An 18,461-nucleotide genomic window follows, 5' to 3' on the forward strand; every position below is an offset into this window, starting at 1 on the left:
TATGCGCAGAGGGCCACCGCCGGGCCGCCCCAAGGTGGCCCTTCAGCCCCCTCGGGGGGCGGATGGGCGGGCCTTAGGCCCGAACAGCCGGGGGCCCCATCTCACCGCCGCACTTTGCCGTCCGACGTCAGGATGGTCATGTCGACGTACTTCGAGCCTGTGTGCTTCTGGCTGTTGAAGTTGACGAAGAAGCCACCTGCGTCGAAGTCCTTCATGCCTTCCAGGCTGCTGATCAGGTTGTCCGACGTCGGTGCATTACCAGCGCGGCGCAAGCCCTCGATGAGCACCTTGGCGGCCAGGTAACCTTCCATCCCGGTGTAGCCGAGTTCCTTGTTGCCAAAGGCCTTGGCACGCTGCGCGTACTCCGCCGCCAGCGGGTTCGTGCCCGTGAACGGGAAGGGCACGACCTGGGACACCACCACACCGCTGGCATCCTTGCCCAGCTCCGCCGCCAGCGCCTGCGCGCCCACGAAGGACAGGTTGTAGAAGTTGCCCAGGAACATCGCCTGGCGAGCCTGGCGGATGAAGGCCGCGCAGGTCTTGTAGGCGCTGATCTGCACGATGGCTTCGGGCTGCGCTGCCATGATGGCCTTGACCGCAGCGGTCACTTCCACCGAATTGCGCTCGACCGTGGCCGTGGCCACCGGCGCCAGCCCCAGGTGCTTCAGCGCGGCCTGAATGCCGGCCAGGCCAGCCTGCCCATAGGCGTCGTTCTGATAGAACACCGCCACCTTCTTGACGCCCACCGCCTTGAGCTGCTGGACGATTTCGTCGCACTCATCGTTGTAGGACGCGCGAATGTGGAAGGCGTAGCGATTGAACGGCGTGCGCAGCGCCTCGGCACCGGTGAAGGGTGCAAAGAACGGTACACGGGCCGCCGTGGCCAGCGGCAGGGCCGCCAGCGAGGTGGGCGTGCCCACATAGCCGAACAAGGCGGTCACGCCTTCATCCAGCAGCTTGCGGGTGTTGGCGGCGCAGCGCTCCGGCTCGTAGCCGTCGTCCAGGCTGCGCAGCTCGATGCGGCGGCCATTCACGCCACCGCGCTGGTTGATGTATTCAAAGGCCAGTTGCGCACCATCGCGGAACTGTTCACCCAACTCCTTGGCCGGTCCGCTCAGCGGCGCGGATTGGCCGAGCAGGATCTTGTTGGTGTCTGCGAAGGCCGGCAGGACGGGCAGGGCACTCGCGCCGGCGACGGCGGAGAGTTGGCGGAGGAGTTGACGGCGGTTCATGGACAGTCCGGTACGACTTGGGGTCGATATCTTCCGTGAAGGCGCCCGGTCAGAGATAGTTTGTTGCTGTGCGAAGGGCGATTTTTCCCCTTGCGCGCCAACAAAGTCACGGCGATTTCCCCGCGTTTCCCCTCTGTCGATCGCAGTGCGCGCATCCCGAAAAGAATGCGCGCACCAATCGTTTCCACAAGTAACCGAATCAGGGCCTTTCAGCTCACTGAGAAGCCTTCCATGCGTCGATGGCCTTGCGTGCCAGGAAGGATTGATCACTGAACAATCCGTCGAGCCCGGCGTTCAGGAAAATCCGAACCTGGCCGGAGAGATCTCCGATGGCGACGGGGTCCGCGCTGCTGTCGAAGTCATTGGGCAGGAAGTAATTCTCGGCGCGGAAGGTCCAGGCATGCACGGTCAAGCCGGCGGCATGCGCGTCCGCAATGAAGGTGGTGGGGGTGCCCAGGCGGCCGGCCACCAGCGGGATGATGAGCGCGGTATTGGCGCCCACACCACGTGCATAGCTGGCGATTTCGGCCAGGCCAGCGGGCTTGGCGAGGTCGGCATAGGTGCGGGTGTCACCACTGAGCACAAAGTCATAGGGCCGGCCCGATGCGTCCATCAATTGCACCAGGGGCACACGGGTCAGGCGCTTGAGCTTGCGCAGGTTGCCCACCTCGAAGGATTGGATGAACACCGGGGCGTCGGCGTCGCGGTAGCCGTATTTGCTGAGCAGGCGCACCAGGGGTTCTTCGAGCGGCTGGCCGATGCCGGCGAAGTAGCTGGGGTGTTTGGTTTCCGGATAGACGCCGATGGGCCGATAGCCGCGCCCAGGCCGGCCGCGGCGGTCGTCCCGGTCTGCACGGGCCTCTTCACGGCGGCGCTCGTTGGCTTGCTGCACCAGCTGCAGCACCTCCTCCAGCGTGGGCACCTCGAACATGTCGTTGAAGCGCGTGTTGGCCGGGCGGATCTGCGGGATGCGTTCGCGGGCGCGGAGCGTCTTGAGCTCAGCCAGCGTGAAGTCTTCGGTGAACCAGCCCGTGATGCTGTTGCCGTCGATGACCTTGGTGGTCTTGCGGCTCGCAAATTCGGGGTGGTCGGCCACGTCGGTGGTGGCTTCGCGCACCGAGCCATCGGCGTTCACGATGGCGATGGCGTTCTCGTGGCGGGCCACCAGGACACCGTCCTTGGTGATGACCAGATCAGGCTCGACAAAATCGGCGCCCTGCTCGATGGCCAGCCAGTAGGCCGCCAGTGTGTGTTCCGGCACATAGCCGCTGGCGCCGCGATGGGCGATGAGCAGCGGGCTGGCGGTGGTGGGGGCGGAGCCGCCGGGGCGGCCATGGGCCGTGGCCGTCACGGGCAGCAGCGCGGCGCCCACGGTGGCTGCCGCCACGGCAGCAGACAGGATCAGGCGAAGCATCTTCATGGGAGCTCTCCTCATGGTTGTGGACGGCCAGGGTAGGCCGCTCCCCATGAAGATTTGATGATGACCGATCAAATGCCCGACCATGTCCCTAGATGATGTGAGCCCCCGATGAGCCGCACGTCCCTCCGGGGCGTCCCTCGCGGGCAGATCCTCCGCACTCCTGGCGCCGGTCTGTGCCTCTCGCGGCCTTCAGCGCAGCACTCGAACGTTGAACTCCCGCGAGCCGAGGTGGCCCTGATTCGGGCTGGGCCCACCAGCACGCCCGAAGACGCCGGGCCATGCCTGCTGAGCATTGACAGTTCCGATCGGCTCCCGGAACCGCCGGACAGTCCGGGCTAACATTCTCGTTTTCACGCTGCCGGACGCAGCGGGCAAGGACTTCGTCCCGCGAGGGGCGGCCAGGACTTAACTGAAACGAGCTGCCGACTGCGTCCACAGTTGAGCGGCGCCACATCGCATCATGCCGACTTCTCCTGCTTTGCTAGCGCGCCTGAAAAACAACGACGATCCTGACGCCCAGGTCCTCTTTCGGATGGCCGAGCTAGGCGCTGATCTCTCCCTCCCGCACCTGCCAGAGTTCACCTTTGAGGCCCAGGCGCAACCGGTAGTGATGGCACTAGCGAAGGAGCTTGCGGGTCTGCACTTCGATGTGCAGGTCTTCGCGCCGGAGCACGGGGAACCTTCTTGGCAAGTAGTCGCATCGCGGCGCATGGTGCTCGACCTTGATGCGGTGATCGAGTTGTCTGCAAAGTTCGAGACGCTCGCCCATTCGCACGGCGCTTCCTATGACGGTTGGGGCGCGTCGGTAGAGAGCTGAGGGAACCTCTGCACAACGCCTCGCGGCCCAGGTGAGCCCGCTTCGGGCGGTCCGCGGCGTTGCAAATCCTCGCCATAGGGCCCGCTATCGCTGTGGTTTGCACCTTGCGCCCCATCCCGAATCAGGGCCACCTCGGCTCGCGGGAGTGATGCAGAGGTCCCCTAAGCGCCCGGCCAGTTCAGACCCGTCGCCGTTCGTCTCCCTCAGGTGGTGAGACGGAAGACGGAGATGGCGCCGGCAAGGCGCTGGGACTGGTCCTTGAGGCTCTCGGCGGCGGAAGCCGCCTCTTCGACCAGCGCGGCGTTCTGCTGCGTCATCTGGTCGAGGTGGCCCACCGCCGCGTTGACCTGCTGGATGCCGTCGCTCTGCTCATGCGTGGCCGCGCTGATCTCCGCAATGATGTCGGTGACGCGCTGCACACTCAGCACAATGTCGTTCATGGTGGTGCCAGCATCCGTCACCAACCGCGAACCCGATTCGACCCGGTTCACGCTGGTGTCGATCAGGCCCTTGATCTCCTTGGCGGCCGCAGCGCTTCGTTGCGCCAATGAACGAACCTCGGCCGCCACCACCGCGAAGCCACGGCCCTGCTCACCGGCCCGGGCCGCTTCCACCGCTGCATTCAGCGCCAGGATGTTGGTCTGGAAAGCAATGCCGTCAATGGTGCCGATGATGTCGCTGATGCGGCGTGAGCTGTCGCTGATCTCGCCCATGGTCACCACCACCTGGCTCATCACGGTGCCACCGCGCTGCGCGGTGGTGGACGCATGGCTGACCAACTGGTTGGCCGTGGTGGCCGCATCGGCGGTCTGGCGTACCGTGCCCGTCAGCTGCGTCAGCGACGCGGCCGCTTCCTGAAGGTTGGAGGCCGTCTGCTCGGTACGGCCGGAAAGGTCCATGTTGCCGGTGGCGATTTCTGCACTGGCCGTGTTGATGCTGTCGGTAGAACTGCGCACATCACCGATCAGACGGACCAGGGCGCCCTGCATGGTGCTCAGGGACTGCAGCAGCCGGCCGGTCTCGTCGTCGCTGCTGATGCTGATGCTGCGGCTGAGGTCGAAGTTGGCGATGGCGTCGGCCACTTCGGCCGCCTGCTTCAACGGCGCGGTGATCGAGCGCGTGAGCCACCAGGACAAGGCACCGCCCGCGATCAGGGAAAACAGGCCAAACACCACCAGGGCAATGCGTGCATTGCGGTTGCTCTCCATCAAGGTGACCATCGATTCATCCAGCTGCTGGCGCTGGAAACGGACCACCTCCTGGATGCCATCCAGATAGACCTTGGAGGAGGCCGAGAATTTCTCGAAGAGCTCCTTGGCGCGTTCCGTCTGCCCCTCCTTCTTCGCTGCCGCGATGGCGTCGCGCAGGGAGATGTAGCTCTTGCGCAGTTCCGAGATCTTCTCGAAGCTGGCGCGTTCTTCCGGGGTCGTCAGCAGCTTGTCGAGCTGCTGCTGCAGCTCCGTCGAGCGCTTCGTGGATTCGGTGGCCTGCTGGGCGAAGAAGCCCGCCAGGCTGGGGTCCGCGCTGACCGCGATGGCGGTGGTGCGGGTGATGCCGTTGAAGACATTGCGGTACCAGTCACCCGCCACACGCTCGGTGGCGAGGGCATCGGTGTAGACACTTTCCGTCTCGCTGGCGACCCGGTTGAGCCCCCAATAACCCAACCCCGACCCGATCAGGGCAATGGTGAGCACAAGGACCTGGACGAAGCCGAAGCGCCGTCCAATGGAGCCGCCGCTGGATCGGCCGCTGGAGGTTGTTGTTGCCATGGTTGTCTCCGATGGCGCCGGCGAAGAAAGCTGCCGGTGCGTCTCGGATACTGGCACGGCGCGGATCCAAGCGCCAGCCCGGCAGGCGGGGATAGCCCACGGGGAAACGGCGTGGCCGTGAAATACGTCAGCTGCGGGCCATCAGTCGGGCCGCATGACCTTGTCCGGCGTCATGGGTGTGCTGCGGACGCGGCGGCCTGTAGCGTGAAAAATCGCATTGCTGATGGCTGCCGCCACGCCGACCAGCCCAATCTCCCCCACGCCCTTGGCACCAAGACGGCTGACGATGCGGTCATCCTCCTCGACAAAGATCACATCAATGTCCCCAACATCGGCATTGACGGCGACGTGGTACTCGCCCAGGTTGTGATTCATGAACCGGCCCAGGGCATGGTCCGACAAGGTCTCCTCATGCAGCGCCTGGCTGATGCCCCACACCACCCCACCCACCACCTGGCTGCGTGCCGTGGTGGGGTTGATGATCCGACCTGCGGCCACCGCGCTGACCACGCGGGTCACCCGTACCGTGCCCAAGGCCTCATCCACCCGCACCTCGCAGAACACGGCGGAATGGACGGCACGCACGTACTTCCGCTGCTTGAGCACGTTGGGCAGCAGCAGGAACTTGGCCTCGATCCGGTCCTCCCCGTTGATGCGCACGAGTTGCTCCAGCGGTATGGCGGCGCCGCCGGCCTTCAGCCGCAGATGGCCATGGGTGAATTCCACGTCCTCGAAGCGGGCCTTGCCGAACCCATCGACCTGTCGGCGAGCCCGCTTCCACAGCTCGTGTGCCAGCTTGTCGCACACGCCATCCACGGCGGATCCGACGGTGGCGACGTGTGACGAGCCGCCTTCGATCGGCGCGACCGGCAGCGTGCTGTCCCCCAGCTGGAAGGTCACGTTCTCCATGGGCAGGCCCAGCGCCGCCGCCGCGATCTGCGTCATGACCGTGTAAGTGCCGGTGCCGATGTCACTGGCGGCGCTCTGCACCTCCAGGCGGCCGTTGGCGTGCAGCGTGGCAGCGGCGCGGGCAAACATCTGCATCGCATCCCAGGTGCCGGTGGCCATGCCCCAACCGATCCACTCGTCCCCCACACGCCGGGCGCGTGGCCGCGGCGGACGTGTGGACCAGCCGAAGCGTTCGGCGCCCTGGGCATAACAGTCCCGCAAGGCCTTGGTGGAGAAGGGCAGGTCCTTGGCGCAATCGCGCTCCGCGTAGTTGCGCAGGCGCAGCTCCAGCGGGTCCAGGCCAGCGGCATCAGCCAGCTCGTCCATGGCAACTTCCAGCGCGTGCACGCCGTGTGCGGCACCCGGTGCGCGCATGTCCATGGGGCTGTACTGGTCCAGGTCCACCAACTGGTAATCCAGCCGCACGTTGTCGCAACGGTAGAGCTGGCCGGACCAGTTCACCACCACCTCCACATAGTCTTCCTTGCGAGAGGTCTCGGCCACGGCCTCGTGGATCACGGCGGTGAGCTGCCCCTGATCGTTGGCGGCCAGGCGCACCCGCTGCCAGGTCTCCGGCCGGTGGCCGATGGTGAACATCTGCTGACGGGTGAGCACCACCCGTACTGACCGCTTGAGCGCCAGCGCCGCCATGGTGGCCAGCAGCAGTTGGTACTGGGGCCGCAGGCCAGAGCCAAAGGCGCCCCCCACAAACGGATTGCGCACCGTGACCTTGCGGGCCGGAAGGCCAAAGACGCGTGACACGACCCAGCGGGAGTTCTGCGAGCCCTGTGTCTTGTCGTAGATGGTGAGGTGGCCGTCCTTGCCCACCAGCACCGTGGTGGCGTGCATCTCCATCGGGTTGTGATGCTCGATGCCGGCGTAGCTCTGCGTCTCCACCCGGATGGCGGCGGCATCCCATGCGGTGTCCGCGTCGCCGCGCGGCTTGGGTGGCGGCGAGTAGCCGGCCTTGAAGGACGCGGGCTTGTGGCTACGGTGCAGGTTCTCCAGCAAAGACGTGTCGTGGGCCTCGGCCTCCACCTGCACCTGCACCAACCGGGCGGCGTGGCGGGCCAGTTCGAGGGAGGTGGCCACCACCAGCGCCACGGGCTGGCCGCTGTAGTGGATGCGGTCGTCATGCAGCGGCTTGAACGGTGAGCCGGCGGGTGCGGTCATGTCCTTGTAGAACAGGTCCAGCGAACGCATGCGCGGCCGGTTCTCGTGCGTCAGCACCTGCACCACGCCGGGCAGTGCGAGAGCCGCGCTGGCATCGATGGCGGCGATGCGGCCGCGTGCGGCGGCCGTGTTCACCACCCAGCCGTACAACAGGTCGGTCGCCGGGTGCTCGGCGGCATAACGAGCACGGCCGGTGACCTTGGCCAGCGCATCGATGCGGGGGAGCGCCGTGCCGATCCGCACGGCGCCGGTGCCCGCATTCGCATGCGGCTGCTGGTCGGCCTCGATGGCCAGGTCCGACAGATCGGTGGCCTGGAGGGATGTCGCGCCGGCGGACGCGCTTTCCGTGCCGCCAAGAATGCCGCCATGGGTGCCGCCAGAGGTGCCGCCAGAGGTGCCGGTTCGGTTATTCATGCTGCATCTCCTTCTGCGCGGAAGAAGTCCTCGCCGGTATTGGTGGCCACCCCGGCCAGGGCCATCGTCAGGGCGCGCACGATGGCGCGACGCGCCAGAGGGATCTTGAAGGCATTGCCCGGCAGGCTCTCCGGCAGTGCCGCACCGCCCCAGGGCCGGGCGTCGCGCAGCAGGTGCTGCGCTGCGGCGTCGAAGACCTGCGGGGAGGGTGTCTGGCCCACCAGCAAAGCTTCCGCCGATTCGTCCCGCCACGGTTTGTGTGCCACGCCACCCAGGGCAATGCGCGCCGCCATGATGCGGCCGGCGTCGTCCACCACCAGCGCGGCCGCCACCGATACCAGCGCGAACGCATAGGACGCCCGTTCCCGCAGCTTCAAATAGCAGCTGTGCGGGGCAAAAGCGGAGGGCGGCAGGGTCAGGTGGGTGATGAGTTCGTCAGGGGCGAGCGTGTGGTCGATCTCGGGATGGTCCGCCGGCAGGCGGTGAAACTCGCCAAACGGGATCTGCCGGCTCCCCCGGGGTGACTGCACATGAACCGTGGCGTCCAGCGCCGCAAGGGCCACACACAGGTCCGAAGGATGCGTGGCCACGCAATGTTCGTTCGCGCCCAGGATGGCATGCTGGCGCGCGATGCCCGTGGCTGCCGGGCAACCCGTACCGGGCGCGCGCTTGTTGCAGGGCACGGCGATGTCGTAGAAATAGTGGCAGCGGGTGCGCTGCAGCAGATTGCCACCGTTGGTGGCGCGGTTGCGGATCTGCGGGGACGCGCCCGCCAGGATCGCGGATCGAAGCAGGGGAGCCCGCTCAATCACCAGCGGGTGCTGGGCGGTGTCAGCGTTGGTGGCCAGAGCGCCCAGCCGCAGGCCACCTTCCCGGGTCGCTTCGATGGCCACCAGCGGCAGCGTGTTGATGTCCACCAGCCCGCAGGGCCGCAGCACCCCTTCCTTCATCAGGTCCACCAGGTTCGTGCCACCCGCGATGAAGTGCGGCGTCTCGTTGACCTGGGGATGGGGCGCACCTGGCACCAGCGGCTGGCTGGGGCTCCGGGGCATCAGCGCCAGTGCCTCGTCCACCGTCCTGGCTCGTTCGTAGTGGAACGGGTTCATGGCGTGGGCCTCCCCTTGGCGGCATAGGGCGTTGGGCCGGCCGGCGCCGGGGCGCGGGGGACCAGCGCGACACGGGCCACGGCCTCGACGATCTGCGGGTAGGCCCCACAGCGGCAGATATTTCCGCTCATGCGTTCGCGGATCTCGTGGGCATTGGCCGGTGGATGCTCATTGAGCAGGCCGGCGGCCGAACACAGCTGCCCCGGAGTGCAGTAGCCGCACTGCAGCGCGTCGCAGTCGATGAAGGCCTGCTGCAGCGGATGCAGCCCGTTGGGCCCGCAGGCATCCGCGCCCGCCAGGGCCGCCAGACCTTCGATGGTGGTGATGTCGGCGCCATCCAGACTGACCGCCAGCAGGAGGCAGCTGTTCATGCGCACGCCGTCCACCAGCACCGTGCAGGCGCCGCATTGCCCCTGGTCACAGCCCTTCTTGCTGCCTGTGAGCAACAGTTGTTCGCGCAGCAGGTCCAGCAAGGTGACCCAGGGTTCGACCTGGAGCATCACGGTGGCGCCGTTGATCCGCAGCTGGACGGGCAGCCCTGGCGGCAACTTCAGCGGGGCTGCCCGGCCGACAACTGCGATGGCATCGGCCTGCGCGGCGTTATCCGGTTCAGCTGCGGGGGGTGGTTCGGTGGTCTGGCTCATGGCGATCCTTGGTGAACCTTCAGCCTGGAGGTGATTGGGGGCGTTGCTTTCCATCGAAGCAAGGCGTGTTCCCGCGGCGGCACCCAGCCGGCTCATGAGACGATTCGGGGCAGTAGTTGGAGACCCACGGAGATGGTGATGAGTGACCGTGCGGCCGGGGACGGCCACGGACTGTTGGCGCTGATCGGCGGCAATGAAGACAGGGACGCGGAACGCGCGGTTCTGGGCGCCCTGGTGCGGGCCTTGCCCGTGCCGCAGCCCCGCGTGTTGGTGTTCACGGCCGCCAGTGGCGGCCCTGAACTGCTGTGGGCCCAATATCAGCCGGCCTTCGAGGCCCTGGGTGCCAGGCCCGCCTGGCTGGATGCGCGCAGCACGGTGGAATTGGATCAACCCGGCGCGCTCGCATTGCTGGAAGACATCGACTTGCTGTTCATGACCGGCGGGGACCAGCATCGCCTGATGGACACGCTGGGGGGCTCCCAGGCCTGGGAACGGTTGGCGCAGCGCCATGCGCAAGAAGGGCTGGCCCTGGCCGGCACCAGCGCGGGCGCCTCCGCCCTTGGCGCGCGCATGCCACGGGGGGACGAGGGCGACCAGATCGCCGGCGGCCCACCGGGGCCCCTGCCACCAGGACTGGGGGCCTGGCCCCTGACGGTGGTGGACCAGCACTTTGCCCAGCGCCGCCGTCTGGCGCGCCTGGTTCAATTCCTCGGCGTCTCGCCCGGCCACATCGGCCTGGGGCTGGACGAAGACACGGCCCTGCTGCTGCACCCGGCAGGGGGGCTGGAAGTGGTGGGCAGCGGCGCGGTGACGGTGGTGGTCGGTGGTGGCCCGGGGACGCGCCTGCAGGCGGCGGGCCCCGGGGAATGCTGGTCGCTCGACGGGGTGTCCCTGCATCTGCTGACGGCGGGTGCACGGCTGGACAACACCGAACAGCCCGACGGGATGCCCGAGGCTTTGCGAAGCCTTCTGCGTCGCTGATGGGCCGCTGATGGGCCGCTGATGAGCCGCTGATGAGCCACTGATGGGGCGTTGATGCGCCGCTGATGCGGGCCCAGCCGTCCTGCGGCCCGGGCGCCACAGTCGCGCGCGCGCATCGCCAGCGGCATCCGCCCCTCGCCCGAATCGTCGTAATTCCCGACACGGAACGGGTGCCAAAAGCCATGCCTGGGCAATGGCGAATGGTCCTGGCCGCGCGGGCACGTTAGCCTCGCCCCCTTCTCGTGTTGACCCACCCCGTCCCCGGGGCCTCACTCATGTATCGCATCGCCTTGATTGCCGCCGCTGCCGCGGCCGCCCTGACCGCCGCTCCGGCCCGAGCGCTGGATGTCCAGAGCTTCTCCACGGATGTTTCGCCCTGCGCGGACTTCTACGAATACGTGAATGGTCCCTGGGTGTCCCGTACCCAGCTGCCTGCCGACCAGACCCGCATCGGCAGCTTCGACGCGCTGCGTGTGGCCAACGACCGCCTGCTGGCGGACGCGCTGGCCGAGCTGGTCCGCAAGCCTGCGCTGCAGACCACACCGGGCCTGCGCCAGGTAGCGGCGTATTACGCCAGCGGCATGGATCGCCAGGCGATCGAGGCGGGCGGGCTCAAACCCGTGAAGCCGCTGCTGGACCGCGTGGCCGCCATCAAGACTTCCGCCGACCTGCCCGCCGTGCTGGCCGAGCTGGGTCGTGTTCAGATCAGCGCACCGCTGGCCACCTATGTCCGTTCAGACGCGAAGAACACCAGCGTGCAGGTCCTGAGCCTCATGCAGGCGGGCCTGGGCCTGCCCGACCGTGACGACTATTTCAAGGACACCGACATCGCCAAGCGGCTGCGTGTCGCTTACCGGGAATATGCGGAGCGCCTGCTCAAGGCTTCCGGCGCAGACGCTTCGGCCGAAACGCTGGACGCGCTGATGGCCTTCGAGGCCCGCCTGGCCGATGCCACCATGCCGCGTGCCGCGCTGCGTGATCCGCTGGCGGTCTACAACCCCATGACTCCGGCCCAACTGGCCGAGAAAGCGCCTGGCTTCGACTGGGTGGCCTGGCAAAAGGCCTTGACCCTGCAGGGCAAGCGCACCAATGGGGTGGACCGTCTGATCGTCGGCCAGCCCGGCTTTGCCCAGCGTGTGGCGGAACTGGCCGCCAGCACGCCGTTGGCCACCTGGCAGACCTATCTGCGCCTGCGGGTGCTGGACAACAGCGCCTCCCGCCTGCCGGCCGCCTTTGCCGATGCCCACTTCGACTATTACGACAAGACCATCACTGGCCTGGAGCAGCACAAGCCACGTGACCAGGAAGTGATCATGATGATCGGCGGCCGCACCGGTGGTTCGCCGCTGGGCCTGGCGCTGGGTGAGCTGTTCGTGGCGCGGGCGTTCTCGCCCGAGGCGCAGCGCCGAGCCACGTTGCTGATCGAGGATGTGAAGGCCGCCATGCGCCAGAAGATCCAGAACGTGGCCTGGATGAGCGCCGAGACCAAGACCAAGGCGCTGGAGAAGCTGACGGCCATGCAGCCCAAGATCGGCGCGCCCGCCACCTGGCCGCAATATGAGGGCCTGGCGCTGGAGGCGAAGGACTTTGCCGGCAACCAGCTGCGCGCTGCGGCCTGGGCGCACCAGGAACAGCTCAAGGACCTGGACCGCCCGAGCGACCGCACGCGGTGGACCATGTCTCCCTACATCGTCAACGCACAGGCGGGTGGCCTGAACGAAATCACCTTCCCGGCCGGCATCCTCCAGCCGCCGTTCTTCGATGCGAAGGCGGATGACGCGGTGAACTATGGCGGCATCGGCATGGTGATCGGGCACGAAATCACCCACCATTTCGACGATCGCGGCCGCCAGTTCGACAGCATCGGCAGCCTCAACGACTGGTGGACGCCGGCGGATGCTTCTGCCTACAAGGCCAATGCGGACCGTGTGGTGGCGCTGTACGAGAGCTACGAGCCGGTCAAGGGCACGCACATCAACGGCCGCCTGACGCTTGGCGAGAACATCTCCGACATGGCGGGCATGCCGATCGCTTTCGATGCGTTGCAGAACGCGCTCAAGCGCACGGGCCAGCGGGAGAAGATCGATGGCTTCACGCCGGAGCAGCGGTTCTTCCTCTCCAATGCACTGGTGTGGCGCAACAAGACGCGTGAAGCGGCGTTGCTGAACCAGCTGCGTACCGACCCGCACTCGCCGGGCAAGTACCGGGTGCTGGCGCCGATGTCCAACATGACCTCGTTCGCCAAGGCGTTCAGCTGCAAGCCCGGCGACCCCATGGTCGCCCCCAGTCCCATCGAAGTCTGGTGAAGAGTGGAGGCCCCCGGCTGTTCGGGCCTCGGGCCCGCCCATCCGCCCCCCGAGGGGGCTAAGGGCCACCTTGGGGCGGCCCGGCGGTGGCCCTCGTCGCTAATCAGAGCCCCGCTTGAATGGCGCTTCGCGCGTTCGGCGCGACTCGATGCATAGAGGCGCCTTGGCGGAGGGCCCGGGGGCCGGGGGGCATGGTGCACTGTTGCTTTCTGGTGGGCTGAAACCATTGCGAAGGCAAAGGCTGCTACAACGGCGGGCTCTCATCGCTCTCTTCGCTCTCTTCGAAGACGCATCGCATGCCCGCCACGCCCATGACCTCCGGTTCGCCTGCGGGCGCACCGCCCAGCTTTACCCCGTATCAACGCTTCGCCACGGGGATGCTCACGCTGCTGCAGTTCGCCGTGATCCTGGACTTCATGATCATGTCGCCGCTGGGCGCCATGATCATGCCGGCGATGTCCATGTCGGCGCAGCAGTTCGGCATGGTGGTGTCCGCCTACGCCTTCAGCGCCGGCATCTCCGGCCTGCTGACCGCCGGCTTCGCGGACCGCTTTGACCGCAAGCGCCTGCTGCTGTTCTTCTACACCGGCTTCCTGCTTGGCACCCTGTGGTGCGGCCTGGCCAGCAGCTACGAGATGCTGCTGGTGGCGCGCGTGGTCACCGGCCTGTTCGGCGGGGTGATCGGCTCCATCGTCATGGCCATCACGGCCGACCTGTTCCCACCCGCCCTGCGGGGCCGGGTGATGGGCCTGCTGCAAGGCGGCTTTGCCGCCAGCCAGGTGCTGGGCCTGCCCTTCGGGCTGTTCCTGGCCTCGCGCTGGAGCTGGCATGCGCCCTTCCTGGCCCTGGTGGTGCTGGGCGTGATCGCCGGAGGAGTGATCGCCGTGGGCATGAAGCCCGTCAACGCGCACCTGGCCGCCGGCCGCGCGGACGGCGTGGCCCGCCACCTCCGGCACACCTTGTCCCAACCGCGCCACTGGATGGCCTTCGCGGTGACCGCGCTGCTCACCACGGGCGGCTTCATGCTCATGCCCTTCGCCAGTGCCTTTGTGGTGCACAACGTGGGTGTGTCGCTGGATCACCTGCCGGCGGTCTACCTGGCCACCGGCATCTTCACCCTGATCGTCTCGCCCATGATCGGCCGCCTGTCAGACCGGCTGGGCCCGATGCCGGTCTTCTACACAGGCTGCGTCATCACCGTGGTGACGGTGCTGTACTACACCCATCTCGGCCCGTCCTCGCTGGCGCTGTTGATCGTGGTCAACGTGGTCATGTTCGCGGGCATCTTCTCGCGCATCATCCCCTGGCAGGCGATGGTGAGCGGTATCCCGGCCCCGGAACAACGCGGGGCCTTCAGCGCCATCAACAGCGCCATGCAACAGTTGGCCGGGGGCGTGGCCTCGCTGGTGGCCGGGCATATCGTGACCATCGGCGAAAACGGGCAGGTGCATGACTTCCCCCACGTCGGCTACGTGGTCTGCGGCTCCACGCTGGTGGCCGCCGCGCTCATGCGCCGCGTGGCACGTGTCCGCGCGCCAGTGCACTGACCGCACATTTGGCCCAGGCTTGGGCGGTAATCGCCCTTGTGATGGGGAATTGTGCGGATCAGCATCGGGTCTTCAGGTTGGCTTCACACGGCCGTTGCGAGTTCCAAGTAGCCTTAGGGCTTACCCGATGGCCGATCTGGCCCTACCCCTTCTGGAGCGCCTGCCGTGTTGTCCCGTTTGTCGATCTCTTCCTCCGCTGCTTCCGCCGTGGTCTTGACCATGGCCCTTGGCGCGTTGGTGGTCGGTCTCGCGGGCTGCGCCAGGCAGCCGGCGTATGAAGGCCCAGAGCTCTCCGCTCTTGAGCAGCAGCAGCACCAGCGCTGCGTGGCGCTGCTTAAATCGGTCTGGCAGGGAGCGCCGGTACGCTTCACGTCGGCAGAGCGTGGGGCCAGCGGCCTGGATTACGTCTGGGTCAATGTCGACGTGGATGACGACAGCGACGACATCGCGCGCCGCAGCGCCAAGGGCGCCAGCCATGCAGGCCACTGCCAGTTCGACCAGGCCAACGATGCGGTGCATGTGCACAGCTACGCGCTGACCGCCTTGCAGGACACCGCCTCGGTGCCCGCAGAAGCCCAATATCAGTACTTCACGGCCAGTGCCCATGAAACGGGTGTGATGGCCAGCCAGCAGGGTGCGACTACGCAGCGATAAGGCTTGGTGGACAAAGCCTTGTGGGCCAGGCGTTATGGGCAAAGCCTTGTGGCCAGGCGTAATGGGTCAGGCGTAATGGGCCAGGCGTAATGGGCCAGGCGTTGTAGGCTGGGCGTGTGGGCTCAGGGTTGCGGGACGGTCGTTCTGTGATGAGCCTGTTCCCGCGTGGCGTAGTTCCGCGCCCGGCGAATTCTGGCTTAATGGCGGGGATTGATCTTCCACCCAAGCCATGCTGAAACGCCTGCATCACGCCGCCATCATTTGTGCCGACTACCCGCGTTCCAAGCACTTCTACACCGAGGTGCTGGGCCTGACGGTGATCGCCGAGCACTACCGCGAAGCCCGACGCTCCTACAAGCTGGACCTGGCGCTGCCTGATGGCTCGCAGGTGGAGCTGTTTTCCTTCCCGGATGCGCCGCCACGGCCCTCCTACCCTGAAGCGCAGGGGCTGCGCCACCTCGCTTTTGCCGTGGATGATGTGCCCGCCTGCAAGGCCCATCTGGAGGCCCTGGGCGTGGCGGTGGAGCCGGTGCGGGTGGACGAATACACCGGGCGCCCGTTCACCTTCTTTGCGGACCCGGACGGGCTGCCCCTGGAAGTCTACGAAGGTTGAACGAGTGCGAGCGCCTGCGCCGCACCCATGACGCGCACCCCCAGTGCGGCGGCCCGTTCCAGGAAGCCCTGCTCACCGCCTTCGAAGCCGACCACCGGGCTCATGCAGTCACGCAGCAACACCACCTCGGCGCGCCGTTCCGGTGTCATGGCGCCCAGCAGGTCCTCCGCGGTGGCGGCCACGCAGTGGCTGCTGGCTTCCCCGGCGATGAAGGTCAGGCCGCCAAAACCGACGATACGGTCCACCAGCACATGGTTGATGCCGGTGGCCGGGTCATCCGGCAGCGGCACTTCGGCGCGCACGGCGCTGTATTGCTCCGTCAGCGGGTTGCGGCCTTTCAGCACTTTCTCCACCACGCGCAGCGCGTTTGTCTCCCACGCGGCCAACGCATCGCTCACAGCGCTGTGGATGTTGTGGCCCCAGGTGCCGGTCACGCAATGCGTGGGCCACACCATCAGGCGGTATTGCTTCGGGCTGGCTTCCAGTTCGGCCAGATAGAAGCGCACATGTTCCGCCAGCAGCTTGTTGCGCGGCGCGTAGGCGCCATCGCGCACCTGCTGGGCGGTGATCTGGGTGAAGGGCGCGACGGGGCCACCCTCGGCGGTCTGCCAGAACGCCGGACGCTCGATGCCATAGACGGCATGCGAGTCCAGCGTGACGACGATGTCCGTCAGCCGCTGCCCGGCGCCGTTGATGAATTCGGCCAGGCGCAGCAGGTCCGCGTTGGCGCCGGTGACGGGCAAGGCCGCGCCCGGGATGTCGCAGAAATCATTCTGCGGGTCGACGATCAGCAGTTGCGCGGTGGGCGGGGCGGCGGACGAGGCGGCGGGCATGGTGGTCTCGCATCAGGGAGGATGTGCCCGAGTATAGGAAGCGCCAGGAAGCGCGAAGAAACGCAAAGGCGCGAAAAAAAACGTGGGCGGTTAGACCGTCCACGTTCTATGGGGCGCGTCCTCAGCGAGACCACCCCAGGGCGCTGGCGTCGGCCAGCGCCGTGTACTGACATCAGAGGCGGAACACCCGCACCGCGTCCACCAGGCTCTGTGCCTGGCCGCGCAGGCTGGAAGCCGCCGCAGCGATCTCTTCCACCATGGCCGCGTTCTGCTGCGTGGCGGCGTCCATCTGCGTTACCGCGCCGGAAACCTGGGACACCCCCTCGGCCTGCTCGGCGCTGGCCACGCTGATCTCGCTCACGATGCCGGTGACGCGGTGGATGGCGCTGACCACTTCGGTCATCGTCTCACCGGCACGGTTCACCAGATTGGTCCCGGCTTCCACCTGCTCCACGCTGGCTTCGATCAGCGATTTGATTTCCTTGGCCGCAGCGGCAGAGCGGCCGGCCAGGTTGCGCACCTCGGTGGCCACCACGGCGAAGCCGCGGCCCTGCTCACCTGCACGTGCGGCTTCCACAGCCGCATTCAGCGCCAGGATGTTGGTCTGGAAGGCGATGCCGTCGATCACGCCGATGATGTCGGCGATCTTGCGCGAGCTGCCATGGATGCCCTGCATGCGCGACACCACGTCGGCCACCACCTGGCCGCCACGCTGTGCAACTTCCGCTGCGTTGGTGGCGAGCTGGTTCGCTTCACGCGAGGACTGGGCAGTCTGGCCCACCGTGCCGTTGAGCTGTTCCATCGCGCTGGCCGCCTGCTGCACGTTGCCCGCCGTCTGTTCGGTACGCTGGCTCAGGTCCTGATTGCCGGCGGAGACTTCCTGGCAGGCGTTCTGGATGTTCTCGGAAGAATCACGCACCGTCGAAATGGCACGCTGCAGGCTCAGACGCATGGCGTCGAGCTGCGTCATCATCTGGGCGATCTCGTCGCGGCCATCGGGCTGCACCGATTGGGTCAGGTCGCCACTGGCGACGGCGTCCACCAGCGATTGCGCGCGGGCCAGCGGCACGGTGACCGAGCGGGTCAGCACCCAGGCGAAGACACCCCCCACGATCAGCGCCAACGCGCCGATCAGGCCGATGCGCCACTGGGCATCGGTGGTGGCGGTGTTCACACCGGCGGACATCTCGTCCAGCGTCTTCTGCTGGAACTTCAGATAACCCATCATCTTTTCCAGATAGGTGTCAGCCTGCGGGCGGAACTCCTGCTCCAGGATGCGCGTGGCGTCCTCGGCATTGCCGGACTTCTTCGCGGCAGCGATGCGGTCACGCGTGGCGACGTAGGTCTTGCGCGCCTCGATCAGTTGCTCCACAACCTTCTTCTCTTCATCGCTCTTGGGCAGCTCGTCCAGCGCCTTGATGATCTCGTTGCCGCGTGCGGTGGAGACCTTCACGTCGTTGACGAAGTAATCCGCCAGCGAAGCGTCCGTGCTCTTGGCAATGGCGGTGTAGCGCTTCACGCCCACCAGCGTGAGCGTGTACCACTCACTGACCAGACGCTCCTTTTCCAGAGGAACATCCATCATCTCGCGCGTGGATTGCGCCGTGCGGCCCAGGCTCATGCCACCGATGAACACGATGGCAGCCAGCAGCACCAGCACCACACCAAACCCCATGGCCAGCCGCGAGGACAGCCGCATATTGTTGAGCTTCACGCGATATTTCCTTCTTGCACATCTGCATACAGATGCGTCACTGTAGCGAGCCCCCCCCGGGGGGCACAAAGGGAGCAGGCCCGCGTTCACCGTGCAATTCGTGCTTTCTCGGCAGATTGCCGGAATACGTGACGGTAGCGTTGTCATGCCCGTTGCCGGCCCGAGACGCCAAGTGTGCAGACCATCACGACTGAGGAACACCTGCGATGAGATGGGCTGTCGCGCCCGTGTGGCCGTGCTGTGAATGCGATGCCTGCCGTTGCGCGCCATCGCTCCATCACCCGCCATAA

The 18,461-nt window shown here is 66.7% G+C and carries 14 protein-coding genes; 6 read left to right on the top strand and 8 right to left on the bottom strand.

What is annotated here, in order from left to right:
* Positions 1-101: 101 nt before the first annotated feature.
* Together BMY53_RS24675 and BMY53_RS24680 are read right to left on the bottom strand one after the other, a co-directional pair.
* Positions 102-1,232: an ABC transporter substrate-binding protein gene (locus tag BMY53_RS24675; protein ID WP_092949749.1), complete on the bottom strand. Its 1,131-nt coding sequence runs from the start codon at positions 1,230-1,232 to the stop codon at positions 102-104.
* 214 nt (positions 1,233-1,446) lie between these two features.
* The gene (locus BMY53_RS24680) at positions 1,447-2,652 is read right to left on the bottom strand and encodes a glycerophosphodiester phosphodiesterase (RefSeq protein WP_310732129.1); all 1,206 of its coding nucleotides are present in this window, start codon (positions 2,650-2,652) and stop codon (positions 1,447-1,449) included.
* Positions 2,653-3,112: 460 nt separating this feature from the next.
* On the opposite strand from BMY53_RS24680, the gene BMY53_RS24685 reads away from it, so the two are divergent.
* Entirely contained in the window at positions 3,113-3,469 is a 357-nt protein-coding gene (locus BMY53_RS24685; RefSeq protein WP_092949751.1) for a ribonuclease E inhibitor RraB, read from the top strand.
* 203 nt (positions 3,470-3,672) lie between these two features.
* Here the strand turns inward: BMY53_RS24685 and BMY53_RS24690 are convergent, their stop codons facing one another.
* From BMY53_RS24690 to BMY53_RS24705, 4 genes are all read right to left on the bottom strand, one after another.
* The gene (locus tag BMY53_RS24690) at positions 3,673-5,238 is read right to left on the bottom strand and encodes a methyl-accepting chemotaxis protein (protein ID WP_092949753.1); all 1,566 of its coding nucleotides are present in this window, start codon (positions 5,236-5,238) and stop codon (positions 3,673-3,675) included.
* Positions 5,239-5,379: 141 nt separating this feature from the next.
* Positions 5,380-7,773 (bottom strand): xanthine dehydrogenase family protein molybdopterin-binding subunit, encoded by a 2,394-nt coding sequence (locus tag BMY53_RS24695; protein WP_092949755.1) that lies wholly within the window; start codon positions 7,771-7,773, stop codon positions 5,380-5,382.
* Positions 7,770-8,879: an FAD binding domain-containing protein gene (locus tag BMY53_RS24700; RefSeq protein WP_092949757.1), complete on the bottom strand. Its 1,110-nt coding sequence runs from the start codon at positions 8,877-8,879 to the stop codon at positions 7,770-7,772. Before BMY53_RS24700 ends, BMY53_RS24695 begins: the two co-directional genes overlap by 4 nt.
* A complete protein-coding gene (locus BMY53_RS24705) occupies positions 8,876-9,523 on the bottom strand; it encodes a (2Fe-2S)-binding protein (RefSeq protein WP_092949759.1) in 648 nt (215 codons plus the stop codon). The genes BMY53_RS24700 and BMY53_RS24705 overlap by 4 nt, the downstream gene beginning before the upstream one ends.
* A 138-nt stretch (positions 9,524-9,661) precedes the next feature.
* Between BMY53_RS24705 and BMY53_RS24710 the strand changes: the two genes are divergently transcribed.
* The 5 genes from BMY53_RS24710 to BMY53_RS24730 all read left to right on the top strand — a co-directional run bounded on the left by BMY53_RS24710 (position 9,662) and on the right by BMY53_RS24730 (position 15,624).
* Positions 9,662-10,504 (top strand): cyanophycinase, encoded by an 843-nt coding sequence (locus tag BMY53_RS24710; RefSeq protein ID WP_177201046.1) that lies wholly within the window; start codon positions 9,662-9,664, stop codon positions 10,502-10,504.
* A gap of 275 nt (positions 10,505-10,779) precedes the next feature.
* Positions 10,780-12,810 carry a M13 family metallopeptidase gene (locus BMY53_RS24715; protein ID WP_092949763.1) on the top strand — a complete coding sequence of 677 codons (2,031 nt, stop codon included), beginning with the start codon at positions 10,780-10,782 and terminating at the stop codon, positions 12,808-12,810.
* A gap of 296 nt (positions 12,811-13,106) precedes the next feature.
* Positions 13,107-14,357, top strand: a complete 1,251-nt coding sequence (locus BMY53_RS24720; protein WP_092949765.1) for an MFS transporter — start codon at positions 13,107-13,109, stop codon at positions 14,355-14,357.
* Positions 14,358-14,522: 165 nt separating this feature from the next.
* Positions 14,523-15,011, top strand: a complete 489-nt coding sequence (locus tag BMY53_RS24725; RefSeq protein ID WP_143074234.1) for a hypothetical protein — start codon at positions 14,523-14,525, stop codon at positions 15,009-15,011.
* A 229-nt stretch (positions 15,012-15,240) separates the two neighbouring features.
* Complete coding sequence (locus tag BMY53_RS24730; RefSeq protein WP_092949769.1) at positions 15,241-15,624, top strand: SMU1112c/YaeR family gloxylase I-like metalloprotein; 384 nt, start codon at positions 15,241-15,243, stop codon at positions 15,622-15,624.
* Here the strand turns inward: BMY53_RS24730 and BMY53_RS24735 are convergent.
* Both BMY53_RS24735 and BMY53_RS24740 read right to left on the bottom strand, forming a co-directional pair.
* Complete coding sequence (locus BMY53_RS24735) at positions 15,612-16,457, bottom strand: cysteine hydrolase family protein (protein WP_092949771.1); 846 nt, start codon at positions 16,455-16,457, stop codon at positions 15,612-15,614. The genes BMY53_RS24730 and BMY53_RS24735 overlap by 13 nt on opposite strands.
* Before the next feature lie 172 nt (positions 16,458-16,629).
* Positions 16,630-18,171 carry a methyl-accepting chemotaxis protein gene (locus tag BMY53_RS24740; RefSeq protein ID WP_177201047.1) on the bottom strand — a complete coding sequence of 514 codons (1,542 nt, stop codon included), beginning with the start codon at positions 18,169-18,171 and terminating at the stop codon, positions 16,630-16,632.
* Between the last annotated feature and the right edge of the window lie 290 nt (positions 18,172-18,461).

This window comes from Roseateles sp. YR242, from assembly GCF_900109745.1.
Taxonomy (GTDB): domain Bacteria; phylum Pseudomonadota; class Gammaproteobacteria; order Burkholderiales; family Burkholderiaceae_C; genus Roseateles.

Bases quoted from the DNA above. Each gene is read 5' to 3' on its own strand.
- BMY53_RS24675 (WP_092949749.1), bottom strand. From the start codon at position 1,232: ATGAACCGCCGTCAACTCCTCCGCCAACTCTCCGCCGTCGCCGGCGCG.
- BMY53_RS24680 (WP_310732129.1), bottom strand. From the start codon at position 2,652: ATGAAGATGCTTCGCCTGATCCTGTCTGCTGCCGTGGCGGCAGCCACC.
- BMY53_RS24685 (WP_092949751.1), top strand. From the start codon at position 3,113: ATGCCGACTTCTCCTGCTTTGCTAGCGCGCCTGAAAAACAACGACGAT.
- BMY53_RS24690 (WP_092949753.1), bottom strand. From the start codon at position 5,238: ATGGCAACAACAACCTCCAGCGGCCGATCCAGCGGCGGCTCCATTGGA.
- BMY53_RS24695 (WP_092949755.1), bottom strand. From the start codon at position 7,773: ATGAATAACCGAACCGGCACCTCTGGCGGCACCTCTGGCGGCACCCAT.
- BMY53_RS24700 (WP_092949757.1), bottom strand. From the start codon at position 8,879: ATGAACCCGTTCCACTACGAACGAGCCAGGACGGTGGACGAGGCACTG.
- BMY53_RS24705 (WP_092949759.1), bottom strand. From the start codon at position 9,523: ATGAGCCAGACCACCGAACCACCCCCCGCAGCTGAACCGGATAACGCC.
- BMY53_RS24710 (WP_177201046.1), top strand. From the start codon at position 9,662: ATGAGTGACCGTGCGGCCGGGGACGGCCACGGACTGTTGGCGCTGATC.
- BMY53_RS24715 (WP_092949763.1), top strand. From the start codon at position 10,780: ATGTATCGCATCGCCTTGATTGCCGCCGCTGCCGCGGCCGCCCTGACC.
- BMY53_RS24720 (WP_092949765.1), top strand. From the start codon at position 13,107: ATGCCCGCCACGCCCATGACCTCCGGTTCGCCTGCGGGCGCACCGCCC.
- BMY53_RS24730 (WP_092949769.1), top strand. From the start codon at position 15,241: ATGCTGAAACGCCTGCATCACGCCGCCATCATTTGTGCCGACTACCCG.
- BMY53_RS24735 (WP_092949771.1), bottom strand. From the start codon at position 16,457: ATGCCCGCCGCCTCGTCCGCCGCCCCGCCCACCGCGCAACTGCTGATC.